General features: G+C 57.5%; 13 protein-coding genes. 12 read left to right on the top strand and 1 reads right to left on the bottom strand.

Translation table 11 applies throughout. The annotated features are described in order from the left end of the window. Positions 1–32: 32 nt before the first annotated feature. On the bottom strand, positions 33–515 hold the full coding sequence (locus FN633_RS07065; RefSeq protein WP_154057231.1) for a zinc ribbon-containing protein: 483 nt from the start codon (positions 513–515) through the stop codon (positions 33–35). 236 nt (positions 516–751) lie between these two features. On the opposite strand from FN633_RS07065, the gene leuS reads away from it, so the two are divergent. The 12 genes from leuS (at position 752) to lipB (ending at position 13,368) form a co-directional block, all read left to right on the top strand. Then, the gene (gene leuS, locus FN633_RS07060) at positions 752–3,334 is read left to right on the top strand and encodes a leucine--tRNA ligase (protein ID WP_154057230.1); all 2,583 of its coding nucleotides are present in this window, start codon (positions 752–754) and stop codon (positions 3,332–3,334) included. Between the two features lie 14 nt (positions 3,335–3,348). Continuing rightward, positions 3,349–3,930, top strand: coding sequence for an LPS assembly lipoprotein LptE (gene lptE, locus FN633_RS07055; protein WP_154057229.1), 582 nt, complete (start codon positions 3,349–3,351; stop codon positions 3,928–3,930). Then, on the top strand, positions 3,930–4,961 hold the full coding sequence (gene holA, locus FN633_RS07050; RefSeq protein ID WP_154057228.1) for a DNA polymerase III subunit delta: 1,032 nt from the start codon (positions 3,930–3,932) through the stop codon (positions 4,959–4,961). The genes lptE and holA overlap by 1 nt, the downstream gene beginning before the upstream one ends. Next, on the top strand, positions 4,954–5,604 hold the full coding sequence (nadD, locus tag FN633_RS07045) for a nicotinate-nucleotide adenylyltransferase (RefSeq protein WP_154057227.1): 651 nt from the start codon (positions 4,954–4,956) through the stop codon (positions 5,602–5,604). Before holA ends, nadD begins: the two co-directional genes overlap by 8 nt. Positions 5,605–5,856: 252 nt before the next feature. After that, complete coding sequence (gene rsfS / locus FN633_RS07040) at positions 5,857–6,174, top strand: ribosome silencing factor (RefSeq protein ID WP_042392036.1); 318 nt, start codon at positions 5,857–5,859, stop codon at positions 6,172–6,174. Positions 6,175–6,177: 3 nt separating this feature from the next. Next, a complete protein-coding gene (gene rlmH / locus FN633_RS07035) occupies positions 6,178–6,645 on the top strand; it encodes a 23S rRNA (pseudouridine(1915)-N(3))-methyltransferase RlmH (protein ID WP_042392035.1) in 468 nt (155 codons plus the stop codon). 29 nt (positions 6,646–6,674) lie between these two features. Further along, the gene (mrdA, locus tag FN633_RS07030; protein ID WP_042392033.1) at positions 6,675–8,576 is read left to right on the top strand and encodes a peptidoglycan DD-transpeptidase MrdA; all 1,902 of its coding nucleotides are present in this window, start codon (positions 6,675–6,677) and stop codon (positions 8,574–8,576) included. Between the two features lie 2 nt (positions 8,577–8,578). Further along, positions 8,579–9,691, top strand: a complete 1,113-nt coding sequence (mrdB, locus tag FN633_RS07025; protein WP_154057226.1) for a peptidoglycan glycosyltransferase MrdB — start codon at positions 8,579–8,581, stop codon at positions 9,689–9,691. 10 nt (positions 9,692–9,701) lie between these two features. Then, a complete protein-coding gene (gene rlpA / locus FN633_RS07020; RefSeq protein WP_154057225.1) occupies positions 9,702–10,874 on the top strand; it encodes an endolytic peptidoglycan transglycosylase RlpA in 1,173 nt (390 codons plus the stop codon). A gap of 142 nt (positions 10,875–11,016) precedes the next feature. Then, positions 11,017–12,228, top strand: coding sequence for a D-alanyl-D-alanine carboxypeptidase DacA (gene dacA, locus FN633_RS07015; RefSeq protein ID WP_154057224.1), 1,212 nt, complete (start codon positions 11,017–11,019; stop codon positions 12,226–12,228). A gap of 131 nt (positions 12,229–12,359) precedes the next feature. Next, the gene (ybeD, locus tag FN633_RS07010; protein WP_042392026.1) at positions 12,360–12,623 is read left to right on the top strand and encodes a DUF493 family protein YbeD; all 264 of its coding nucleotides are present in this window, start codon (positions 12,360–12,362) and stop codon (positions 12,621–12,623) included. 103 nt (positions 12,624–12,726) lie between these two features. After that, a complete protein-coding gene (gene lipB, locus FN633_RS07005; protein ID WP_042392024.1) occupies positions 12,727–13,368 on the top strand; it encodes a lipoyl(octanoyl) transferase LipB in 642 nt (213 codons plus the stop codon). The last annotated feature ends 264 nt before the right edge of the window (positions 13,369–13,632 follow it).

Here is a 13,632-nt window from a genome sequence, read left to right as displayed (position 1 = left end):
GGCGCTACGCTTACCGGGCGTTACAATCTCCATTACGGCTCAAACGGCCGACGCTGGAACTGGTCATGACCACACTTCGGACAGAGCGGCAGCGCATCCGGGGTGTAGACCGCCAGGTGATAGTGGCACTTCTCACACACTAAATTCCCTAATCCTACCACCTCACCGCTGTGATAGACCCCGTGGTGGTTCAGATCCTGGAACACCTCGCGCCACTCCAGCTGGGTTTTATCGGTAATATCCGCCAGCTCCTGCCACAGGCTCTCTTTAATCACCCGCATAAAGACGCTGTCGGTGACCTCCCCCTGGCTTTCGTTATAGCTGCGGGCAAACTCTTCGAGATCGCGACGCAGGGCACGCGTCAGCTCCTCGACCTCGGTTGGCGTTAACTCGCCCGTCTGGGTGACGCGTAGCCGCGCCTGCTCCACCAGCGCATCGATATCCCGATCGCCACTGCGCAAACGCTCGGTCAGCGTCGTAACCTGTTCACGATAATACTGAGCAACCTTGTTCATCCTTTCGCCTCCGGGCTGGGTAACGTCTTCTAATAATAGACCTTATTTTTCCGCCGCTTTGCTACCTTTGCCACAGCCTGTGTAAATTCGTGCAAGGATGCCCGTCAGCCCTTTTCATCACCGTCAGCGCGAAAGGCTGTTTTGAAACTGGCGTTTGGGCTATGCTATGCGGATCTTGAACAACACATCTTAATGCTACGCTTGTAGCTGTATTGAAAACAGGACCACTGGCTGCCATGCAAGAGCAATACCGCCCGGAAGAGATAGAATCCAAAGTCCAGCTTCACTGGGAAGAGAAGCGCACATTTGAAGTCACTGAAGATGAGAGCAAAGAGAAGTATTACTGCCTCTCTATGCTTCCCTATCCTTCTGGCCGGCTACACATGGGCCACGTGCGTAACTACACCATTGGCGACGTGATCTCCCGCTATCAGCGCATGCTGGGCAAAAACGTTCTGCAGCCCATCGGCTGGGATGCGTTCGGCCTGCCAGCGGAAGGTGCCGCAGTGAAGAACAACACCGCGCCCGCGCCGTGGACCTACGACAATATCAACTACATGAAAAACCAGCTCAAGATGCTGGGCTTTGGCTACGACTGGAGCCGCGAGCTGGCGACATGCACCCCGGAATACTACCGCTGGGAGCAGAAGTTCTTCACCGAGCTGTATAAAAAAGGCCTGGTCTACAAGAAGACCTCGGCGGTGAACTGGTGCCCGAACGACCAGACCGTGCTGGCTAACGAGCAGGTAATTGACGGCTGCTGCTGGCGCTGCGACACCAAGGTTGAGCGTAAAGAGATCCCGCAGTGGTTTATCAAAATCACCGCCTACGCTGACGAGCTGCTGAACGACCTGGACCATATGGACCAGTGGCCGGACACCGTTAAAACCATGCAGCGCAACTGGATCGGCCGCTCGGAAGGCGTTGAGATCACCTTTGACGTCGAGAACAGCGACGACAAGCTGACCGTCTACACCACCCGTCCAGACACCTTTATGGGCGTCACCTATCTGGCGGTTGCCGCGGGCCACCCGCTAAGCACCCAGGCGGCGGCCTATAACCCGGCGCTGGGCGACTTCATTGCCGAATGCCGTAACACCAAGGTTGCCGAAGCAGACATGGCGACCATGGAGAAGAAAGGCGTCGACACCGGCGTGCGCGCTATTCACCCCCTGACCGGTGAAGCGATCCCGGTCTGGGCAGCGAACTTCGTGCTGATGGAGTACGGCACCGGCGCAGTAATGGCCGTTCCGGGCCACGACCAGCGCGACTACGAGTTTGCCACCAAATATGGCTTAGAGATCAAGCCGGTTATCCTCGCAGCCGACGGCAGCGAGCCGGATCTCAGCGCCCAGGCGCTGACCGAAAAAGGCGTGCTGTTTAACTCCGGCGAGTTTGACGGTCTGGGCTTTGAAGCCGCGTTTAACGCCATTGCCGACAAGCTGGCCGCTAACGGCGTCGGCGAACGCAAGGTTAACTTCCGTCTGCGCGACTGGGGCGTATCCCGTCAGCGCTACTGGGGTGCACCCATCCCGATGGTCACCCTGGAAGACGGCACCGTGCTGCCGACCCCGGAAGATCAGCTGCCGGTTATTCTGCCGGAAGACGTGGTGATGGATGGCATTACCAGCCCGATCAAAGCCGATCCGGAGTGGGCGAAAACCACCGTCAACGGTCAGCCAGCGCTGCGTGAAACCGACACCTTCGACACCTTTATGGAGTCCTCCTGGTACTATGCGCGCTACACCTGCCCGCAGTACAACGAGGGGATGCTGGATCCGAACGCCGCCAACTACTGGCTGCCGGTGGATATCTACATCGGCGGGATTGAACACGCTATTATGCACCTGCTCTACTTCCGCTTCTTCCACAAGCTGATGCGCGATGCAGGCATGGTGAACTCTGATGAGCCAGCGAAGCAACTGCTCTGCCAGGGCATGGTGCTGGCAGACGCTTTCTACTACGTGGGCGTAAACGGCGAGCGTAACTGGGTCTCCCCGAAAGAGGCGATCGTTGAACGCGATGAGAAAGGCCGCATCGTGAAAGCGCAGGACGCGGCGGGTCATGAGCTGGTCTATACCGGCATGAGCAAGATGTCCAAGTCGAAAAACAACGGCATCGACCCGCAGGAGATGGTAGAGCGCTACGGCGCGGATACCGTGCGTCTGTTTATGATGTTCGCCTCCCCGGCGGATATGACGCTTGAGTGGCAGGAGTCCGGCGTAGAGGGGGCGAACCGCTTCCTGAAACGCGTCTGGAAACTGGTCTACGAGCACACTTCGCAGGGCGATGCCCCGGCGCTGGACGTTGCTGCGCTGAACGAAGATCAGCAGGCGCTGCGTCGTGACGTACATAAAACTATTGCCAAAGTGACCGACGATATCGGTCGCCGTCAGACCTTCAACACCGCCATTGCGGCGATCATGGAGCTGATGAACAAGCTGGCGAAAGCGCCGCTGGAAGGCGAGCAGGATCGCGCCCTGATGCAGGAGGCGCTGCTGGCCGTGGTGCGTATGCTGAACCCGTTCACCCCGCACGCCAGCTTCACCCTGTGGCAGGAGCTGAAAGGCGAAGGCGATATCGACAACGCGCCGTGGCCGGTAGCGGATGAGCAGGCGATGGTCGAGAACACCACCCTGGTCGTCGTACAGGTAAACGGTAAAGTACGCGGTAAAATCACCGTGCCGGTCGACGCCAGCGAAGAGCAGGTGCGCGAGCGTGCAGGTCAGGAGCCGCTGGTAGCAAAATATCTTGATGGCGTTACCGTACGTAAAGTGATTTACGTTCCAGGTAAACTGCTTAATCTGGTCGTTGGCTAAGCGCGGGAGGAAGCGTGCGATTTCTAACAACACTCTTGTTGTCATTGGCGGTGCTGGCCACCGCCGGATGCGGTTGGCACCTGCGCAACAGCTCAGCCATTCCTGATGAGATGAAAACGATGATTTTCGACTCTGGGGATCCTAACGGTCCGCTCAGCCGTGCGATACGCGCGCAGCTGCGCCTGAACGGCGTGACGCTGGTAGAGAAGAGCTCCGTGCGCCAGGATGTGCCTTCCCTGCGTCTGGGTTCATCATCGGTTAGCCAGGACACCGCCTCCATCTTCCGTGATGGCCGTACGGCTGAATACCAGATGGTGATGAGAGTCCAGGCTTCGGTACTGATCCCAGGTCAGGGGATCTATCCGCTGCACACCACGGTCTATCGTTCATTCTTTGATAATCCGCAGACCGCGCTGGCGAAAGATGCCGAGCAGGAGATGATCGTCAACGAAATGTACGATAAAGCCGCCCAGCAGCTGATCCGTCAGCTGCCAAGCGTGCAAACGGCAGAGAAGCAGGAGAAGATTGCGGAAGCCAAAGCAGAAGCTAAAGCAAGCGATACCTCTTCTCGCGTCTCAACCACGCTGGGTAACTGATGTTAAAGCTGTACCCTGAACAGCTCCGCGCGCAGCTCAATGAAGGGCTGCGCGCGGCGTATCTGCTGCTTGGTAACGATCCGTTGCTGCTGCAGGAGAGCCAGGATGCGGTGCGTCAGGTTGCCGCCGTTCAGGGCTTTGATGAGCACCACACTGTTGCCCTGGATGCCAGTACCGACTGGACCGCGCTTTTCTCCCTCTGCCAGGCCATGAGCCTGTTTGCCAGCCGCCAGACGCTGCTACTCCAGCTGCCGGACAACGGGCCCAATGCGGCCATCAATGAACAGCTCGCCACCCTGACAGGACTACTGCATGACGATCTGCTGCTGATCGTGCGCGGCAATAAGCTCACTAAGGCGCAGGAGAATGCCGCCTGGTTTACCGCCCTGGCTAACCGCGCCGTGCTGGTCACCTGCCAGACGCCGGAGCAGGCGCAGCTGCCGCGCTGGGTTGCAAATCGTGCAAAACAGAATCATCTCCAGCTTGATGATGCTGCGAACCAGCTGCTCTGCTACTGCTATGAGGGTAACCTGCTGGCGCTGGCGCAGGCGTTGGAACGTCTCTCTCTGCTCTGGCCCGACGGCAAGCTCACCCTGCCCCGCGTTGAGCAGGCGGTGAACGATGCCGCGCACTTTACCCCCTTCCACTGGGTGGATGCCCTGCTGGCAGGCAAGAGCAAACGCGCCCTGCATATTTTGCAGCAGCTGAAGCTTGAGGCCAGCGAGCCGGTGATCCTCCTGCGTACCTTGCAGCGTGAACTGCTGCAGCTGGTGACCTTAAAGCGCCAGATGGCGCAGACTCCGCTGCGCACCCTCTTTGATAAACACCGGGTGTGGCAGAACCGCCGCGCCGTCACCACCGAGGCGCTAAACCGCCTGAGCCATACCCAGCTTCGCCAGGCGGTGCATCTCCTGAGCCGCACCGAACTCACCGTAAAGCAGGACTACGGTCAGTCGGTTTGGGCCGAGCTGGAAGGACTCTCTCTGCTACTCTGTCATAAGACACTGGCGGACGTTTTTATCGATGGATGATATGAATCAGCTGCAGGCGCTGTTTGGCGGGACCTTCGATCCCGTCCACTACGGCCACCTTTTACCGGTAGAGGCGCTGGCAGAGGCGATTAATCTCGCACGGGTTATCATCATGCCCAATAACGTGCCGCCCCACCGCCCGCAGCCGGAGGCCACTAGCCAGCAGCGTAAAACTATGCTGGCGCTGGCTATCAACGACCGTCCACTGTTCACCCTCGACGAGCGGGAATTGCAGCGCGATACGCCCTCTTATACGGCGGAAACGCTGGCGCTATGGCGTCAGGAGAGCGGCCCTGCTCGCCCGCTGGCATTTATTATCGGTCAGGATTCGCTGCTCAGCTTCCCGACCTGGTACCGCTACGACAGCATACTTAGCTACTGCCATCTGATTGTCTGCCGCCGTCCCGGCTATGCGCTGGAGATGCGCGATGCAACGCACCAGCGCTGGCTAGAGCAGCATCTCACCATCGATGCCCGGGAGCTGCATACCCTGCCCGCCGGAAAAATTTTTCTCGCGCAAACCCCGTGGTTCGACATCTCAGCCACGCAAATCCGTCAGCGGCTACAGCAGAACCAGCCCTGTGACGATCTGCTCCCACCCGCCGTGCTCGACTACATTGTACAGCAGGGTCTGTATCGCTAAGCCTGGGATTAATTCATTAGAAGATTGACACGATCGTCAAGACTGCTATTCTCCGCTGCCAGACTTTTCCCTCCGCAGCAGTTCCATAGAAATTGTTTTACAAAAATGGCGATGCAATCTTGTGCGGAGGGTGGGATGATAGCCCACTTTCAGACACATATGGGCAACTCTTGTCCCGAAAAGGCCGGGCTTCAGGTATACTGGCTGACTATCTATTGAATATCGTTATTTGCATCCACCCAGGGGGAACACTTGCAGGGTAAAGCACTCCAGGATTTTGTTATCGACAAAATTGATGACCTGAAAGGTCAGGACATCGTCACCTTAGACGTTAAAGGTAAATCAAGCATCACCGACTGCATGATCATCTGCACCGGGACCTCGACACGTCACGTTGTCTCTATCGCTAACCACGTAGTTCAGGAATCCCGCGCTGCCGGCCTGATCCCGTTTGGCGTAGAAGGCGAAAACGTTGCCGACTGGGTCGTGGTCGATCTGGGCGATGTCATTGTCCACGTTATGCAGGAAGAGAGCCGTCAGCTCTATGAGCTGGAAAAGCTCTGGGGTTAATGGGTGAAGCTGCAACTGGTCGCCGTCGGCACGAAAATGCCCGACTGGGTACAAACCGGCTTTACTGAATATCTGCGTCGATTTCCGAAAGATATGCCGTTTGAGCTGGTAGAGATCCCTGCCGGCAAGCGCGGCAAAAATGCCGACATCAAACGTATCCTTGATAAAGAGGGTGAGCTTATGCTCGCTGCGGCTGGAAAAAACCGCATCGTCACCCTCGATATTCCAGGCAAGCCCTGGGATACGCCGCAGCTGGCCATCGAGCTGGAGCGCTGGAAGCAGGACGGACGCGACGTCAGCCTGCTGATCGGCGGTCCGGAAGGGTTATCCCCCGCCTGCAAAGCGGCAGCAGAACAAAGTTGGTCACTCTCTGCGTTAACGCTCCCCCACCCGCTGGTCCGGGTTCTGGTGGCTGAAAGCCTCTATCGCGCATGGAGCATTACGACCAACCATCCCTATCACCGTGAGTAACGAAGAGCCTTAGGTAGATTAAGCAGCGGATGAAATTACAGAACTCTTTTCGCGACTATACGGCTGAGTCCGCGCTGTTTGTGCGCAGGGCGATTGTCGCCTTTACAGGGATCCTGCTGCTCAGCGGCGTGCTCGTCGCCAACCTCTATAATCTGCAGATCGTCCGTCACACCGACTACCAGACGCGCTCCAACGAAAACCGTATCAAGCTGGTGCCAATTGCCCCGAGCCGCGGCATTATCTATGACCGCAACGGTACGCCGCTGGCGCTCAACCGCACCATCTACCAGGTTGAGATGATGCCTGAGAAGGTGGATAACGTGCAGCAGACGCTGGATGCGCTGCGTGACGTGGTCGATCTCAACGATGATGACATCGCCAATTTCAAAAAAGAGCGCGCCCGCTCGCACCGTTTCACCTCTATTCCAGTGAAGTCTAACCTGACAGAAGTTCAGGTGGCGCGTTTTGCGGTTAACCAGTACCGCTTCCCCGGCGTGGAAGTCAAAGGCTACAAGCGTCGCTTCTACCCCTATGGCTCTGCCCTGACCCACGTTATCGGCTACGTATCGAAAATTAACGATAAAGACGTTGAACGGCTCGATAAAGAGGGGATCCTCGCCAACTATGCAGCCACGCACGATATCGGCAAGCTGGGCATTGAGCGCTACTACGAGAATGTCCTTCACGGCCAAACCGGCTATGAAGAGGTTGAGGTTAACAACCGTGGCCGCGTGATCCGCCAGCTGAAAGAGGTGCCGCCCCAGGCCGGGCATGACATCTACCTGACGCTGGATCTCAAGCTGCAAACCTATATTGAAACCCTGCTGGAGGGGAGCCGGGCGGCGGTGGTAGTCACCGATCCGCGCACCGGCGGCATTCTGGCGCTGGTCTCCATGCCAAGCTACAACCCAAACCTGTTTGTTGACGGGATCTCCAGCAAGGATTACAACGGCCTGCTGCACGATCCCAATACGCCGCTGATTAACCGTGCTACCCAGGGCGTCTATCCCCCGGCATCCACCGTTAAGCCTTATGTCGCGGTGTCGGCGCTGAGCGCGGGGGTGATCAACCGCAATACCAGCCTGTTTGATCCCGGCTGGTGGCAGCTCCCCGGCTCTGAGAAGCGCTATCGCGACTGGAAAAAGTGGGGCCACGGCCACCTGAACGTCACCAAATCGCTGGAGGAGTCCGCCGATACCTTCTTCTACCAGGTCGCCTACGACATGGGGATCGATCGCCTCGGGGAGTGGATGAGTAAATTTGGCTACGGCCACTATACCGGCATCGATCTCTCAGAGGAGCGCTCCGGGAACATGCCAACCCGCGAGTGGAAGCTCAAGCGCTTTAAGAAGCCGTGGTATCAGGGTGACACCATTCCGGTGGGCATCGGCCAGGGCTACTGGACGGCGACGCCGATCCAGATGAGCAAGGCGATGATGATCCTGATTAACGATGGCATCGTCAAAGTCCCGCATCTGTTGATGAGCACGGCACAGAACGGCCAGCAGGTGCCCTGGAAGCAGCCTGAGCAGCCGCCGGTGGGCGATATCCACTCTGGCTACTGGGAGATTGCCAAAGACGGTATGTATGGCGTGGCCAACCGTGCCAACGGTACGGCGCACAAATATTTTGCTAACGCGCCTTATAAAGTGGCGGCGAAATCCGGTACGGCACAGGTGTTTGGCCTGAAGGCCAACGAAACCTATAACGCCCATAAAATTGCTGAACGCCTGCGCGACCATAAGTTGATGACGGCGTTTGCCCCCTATGACCATCCCCAGGTCGCGGTGGCGATCATTCTGGAAAACGGCGGTGCAGGCCCGGCAGTCGGGACTATCATGCGCCAGATCCTCGACCACATTATGCTGGGCGATAACAACACCGACCTGCCCGCCGAGAATCCAGCGGCCACGGCGGCTGAGGACCAATAACCATGACGGATAATCCGAACAAAAAATCGTTCTGGGATAAAATCCACATCGATCCGGCGCTGCTGCTGATCGTTCTTGCGCTGCTGTTCTACAGCGCCATCGTGATCTGGAGCGCCAGCGGTCAGGATGTCGGCATGACCGAGCGCAAAATTGGTCAGATCGCCATGGGCCTGGTAGTGATGGTGGTGATGGCGCAGATCCCGCCCCGCGTCTATGAGGGCTGGGCCCCCTATCTCTACATCTTTTGCGTGATCCTGCTGGTGGCGGTTGACGCCTTTGGTGCCATCTCGAAAGGGGCGCAGCGCTGGCTCGATTTAGGCATTGTGCGCTTCCAGCCCTCGGAGATTGCGAAAATCGCCGTTCCGCTGATGGTGGCACGCTTTATTAACCGCGACGTCTGCCCGCCCTCGCTGAAAAATACCGGCATTGCGCTGGTGCTGATCTTCATGCCTACCCTGCTGGTTGCCGCGCAGCCGGACCTCGGAACCTCAATTCTGATCGCACTGTCGGGCCTGTTTGTGCTCTTCCTGTCGGGCCTGAGCTGGCGGCTGATTGGCATTGCCGCCCTGCTGCTGGCGGCGTTTATCCCGATCCTCTGGTTCTTCCTGATGCACGACTATCAGCGCCAGCGCGTCATGATGCTGCTCGATCCAGAAACCGATCCGCTGGGCGCAGGCTATCATATTATTCAGTCTAAAATTGCTATTGGCTCCGGCGGCCTGCGCGGCAAAGGCTGGCTGCACGGCACCCAGTCGCAGCTTGAGTTTCTGCCCGAGCGCCATACCGACTTTATCTTCGCCGTACTGGGCGAGGAGCTGGGTCTGGTGGGGATCCTGATCCTGCTGGCGCTTTACCTGCTGCTGATTATGCGCGGCCTGTGGATCGCTGCTCATGCGCAGACCACCTTTGGCCGCGTGATGGCCGGGGGCTTAATGCTGATTTTATTCGTTTATGTGTTTGTTAATATTGGTATGGTGAGCGGTATTTTACCGGTGGTAGGGGTGCCCTTACCGTTGGTAAGCTATGGGGGCTCAGCCCTGATTGTGCTTATGGCCGGGTTTGGTATCGTAATGTCGATCCATACCCACAGAAAAATGTTGTCGAAAAGCGTATAAGAGGTTCGCAATGCGGAAGCTTTGCCTTGCAGTTTGCGTAGCAGCAGGATTACTGACAGCGTGTTCAAGTAACGACGAGAGCCAGCAGCCCACTGCCGCTGCGCCGCAGCCTGCGGTCTGTAACGGCCCGACGGTGGAGATCGGCGGGGCCGAACCACGCTACGAGCCGCTGAACCCCTCGGTGAATCAGGACTACGAGCGCGATGGAAAATCCTACAAGATTGTGCAGGACACCTCGCGCTTTACCCAGGCCGGTCTCGCCGCTATCTATGATGCGGAGCCAGGCAGCAATCTGACCGCCTCCGGCGAAGCTTTCGACCCGATGCAGCTGACCGCGGCCCATCCGACCTTGCCGATCCCCAGCTACGCGCGTATTACCAACCTCTCTAATGGCCGGATGGTGGTGGTGCGCATTAACGATCGCGGCCCCTACGGCAATGACCGGGTGATCTCCCTCTCCCGTGCCGCTGCCGACCGGCTGAACAACTCCAACAATACTAAAGTGCGGATCGATCCGATTATCGTCTCGCAGGACGGTTCGTTCTCAGGTCCGGGCACGGTGTGTACCACTATCGCCCAGCAGACTTACGCCCTGCCCGATCGTCCCGATCTGAGCGGCGGCATGGGCAGCGCCTCGTCCGCGCCGCAACCCGCCCAGCCTGCGGCAGATGTCCGCCCTATCAGTAACGATACGCTGCAAAGCGATGGCGCAGCTGGCGCACCGGTTGGCGGCAGCGGCTTCCTCGGCGCACCGACCACGCTGGCGTCCGGCGTGCTGGAGGGCAACGAACCCGCTGCGCCCGTACAGCCGCAGTCGACCGTTGCTGCTCCGGCCCCCGCGGCCGCCCCCGTCGCTGCTGCACCTGCGGCAGCGGCACCGGTGACGGCCCCTGGCTCCGTTCAGGGTAGCGCGCCCGCAGCGGCCCCGGCCCCTGCCTCAGCGCCTGCGGCCACCGCCGGTGGTTACGTTGTGCAGGTGGGTGCCGTAAGCGATAAGGCGCGCGCCGAGCAGTACCAGCAGCGTCTGGTCCAGCAGTTTGACGTGCCGGGCCGCGTGACGCAGAACGGTGCGGTCTGGCGTATCCAGCTCGGCCCGTTCAGCAGCAAAGCCGACGCCAGCACGCTCCAGCAGCGTTTGCAGAGCGAAGCGCAGCTGCAATCATTTATTACCAGCGCTCAGTAAGCGCTTTATGGGGCATCTGACTTTGTCAACTTGTGTCAGTTTCAGTCACAAAGTCATGCGGAAAGTCAGATGCCTGCCGGTATAGCTTTTGCTATAGTAAGGCACTTTTTTTAATTTCATCACGGATGTCGTTGTTCTGACCATGAAGACCACTTTTTCCGTTCGTCTCGTGAAGCGCCTGGCGCTCACCACCGCGCTGGCCGCCGCCACGCTCTCCGCTGCCCATGCTGATGATCTGAACATCAAAACCATGATCCCGGGCGTTCCGCAAATTGACGCAGAGTCGTATATCCTGATCGACTACAACTCTGGCAAAGTGCTGGCGGAACAGAACGCCGACGCGCGCCGCGATCCGGCCAGCCTGACCAAAATGATGACCAGCTACGTCATCGGCCAGGCGATGAAAGCGGGTAAATTCAAAGAGACGGACCTGGTCACCATCGGCAACGATGCCTGGGCCACTGGCAACCCGGTCTTTAAAGGCTCATCGCTGATGTTCCTGAAGCCTGGCATGCAGGTGCCGGTCTCCCAGCTGATCCGTGGTATCAATCTGCAGTCCGGCAACGACGCCTGTGTGGCAATGGCTGACTATGTCGCCGGTAGCCAGGACGCCTTCGTTGGCCTGATGAACAGCTATGTAAACGCGCTGGGACTGAAAAACTCCCACTTCCAGACGGTGCACGGTCTCGACGCTGATGGTCAGTTCAGCTCCGCGCGCGACATGGCGCTGATTGGCCAGGCGCTGATCCGCGATGTGCCGAACGAGTACACCATCTACAAAGAGAAAGAGTTCACCTTTAACGGGATCCGCCAGACCAACCGCAACGGCCTGCTGTGGGATAACAGCCTGAACGTTGACGGAATCAAAACCGGTCACACGGACAAGGCTGGGTACAACCTGGTGGCGTCGGCAACCGAAGGTCAGATGCGCCTGATCTCTGCCGTGATGGGTGGCCGCACCTTTAAAGGCCGTGAAGCCGAAAGTAAAAAGCTGCTGACCTGGGGCTTCCGTTTCTTTGAAACCGTTAACCCGATCAAAGCAGGCAAAGAGTTTGCCTCTGAGCCAGCCTGGTTTGGCGACAGCGATCGCGCCTCGCTGGGCGTCGATAAAGACGTCTACCTGACCATTCCGCGCGGTCGGATGAAGGATCTGAAGGCCAGCTACGTGCTGAGCAACAGTGAGCTGCACGCGCCGCTGGCAAAAAATCAGGTTGTTGGCACCATCAACTTCCAGCTTGATGGCAAAACCATTGAGCAGCGCCCGCTGGTCGTTCTGCAGGAGATCCCTGAGGGGAATTTCTTCGGCAAAATCATTGATTACATCAAACTGATGTTCCACCACTGGTTTGGTTAAAAAATCGACGCTTGAAAGTGTGATTTCCATCCCCATATACTATGCATTCATTTAATATGCATTCATTAATATGCATAGTTGATACTCCCGCCCTCTGGCGGGAGTTGTTCTTTTATTACGCCGGAGCTGACATGAAAACCAAACTTAACGAACTGCTTGAATTCCCGACCCCCTTTACCTACAAAGTGATGGGTCTGGCGAAACCTGAGCTGGTTGATCAGGTGGTGGAAGTGGTACAGCGCCATGCGCCAGGTGATTACTCTCCGCAGGTAAAACCGAGCAGCAAAGGCAACTACCACTCGGTCTCTATCACCATTACCGCGACGCACATTGAGCAGGTCGAAACGCTGTACGAAGAGCTCGGCAATATCGAAATCGTTCGTATGGTGCTGTAATCGTCCAGCGCCAGGCTGCTGACATGTTGCCCGGCGCTGGCCGGGGAACACCCTCCCTGTGATATACTCGCCCTACCTTTTGTTCTCCTTCGGAGATGCTGTTTTGCTTCAGGATACGATCCTTATCCGCCATCTGGGCTTGCAACCTTACGCGCCTGTTTCCGAGGCGATGCACACCTTTACCGATAACCGTGATGCTAACACCCCCGATGAGGTGTGGCTGGTCGAGCACGAGCCGGTGTTTACCCAGGGGCAGGCCGGTAAAGCGGAGCATCTGCTGATGCCTGGTGATATACCCGTAATTCAGAGCGATCGCGGTGGTCAGGTGACCTATCACGGCCCCGGCCAGCAGGTGATGTATGTGCTGCTGGATCTTAAACGCCGCAAGCTGGGCGTGCGCGAGCTGGTGACCGTGCTTGAGCAGACCGTGGTGAACACGCTGGCCGAGCTGGATATTGATGCCCATCCGCGTGCAGATGCGCCTGGGGTGTACGTTGGTGAGAAGAAAATTTGCTCGCTGGGGCTGCGGATCCGTAAGGGCTGCTCTTTTCACGGGCTGGCGCTCAACATCGCTATGGATCTTGCGCCGTTCCGTCGGATTAATCCCTGCGGCTATGCGGGTATGGAGATGGCTCAGGTCAGCGAATGGATTAACGCGGCAACGCCCGCCACGCTTGCCCCACGACTTATCGCAAACTTACTCACGTTGCTAAATAATCCGCCACATCAATATATTAGCGAATAATATATCCTATATCCGCTGATAATTTTTTATCGGCGGTCTAAAATCTCATTGACCCTCCCAATAAAAACACCGATCCTGTCATTTCATGCCCCTGTTACTAAAGGGTAATTTAGGTTACACCGAACATGCTGCTTCGTTAGGTGACCTTTTGGCAGGTGACAAAACAGCCTGCTTTATTATTAAATTGTTGAAATACAATGGAATGCGCGTATCCACGCAGTATGTGGGTACATTAATGACACAAGAATATAATTTCAACTATCA

The organism is Pseudescherichia vulneris, assembly GCF_902164725.1.
GTDB classification, from domain to species: domain Bacteria; phylum Pseudomonadota; class Gammaproteobacteria; order Enterobacterales; family Enterobacteriaceae; genus Pseudescherichia; species Pseudescherichia vulneris.
Note: the sequence above shows the minus strand (reverse complement) of the source record. Positions and strands in the feature narration are given on the sequence as shown.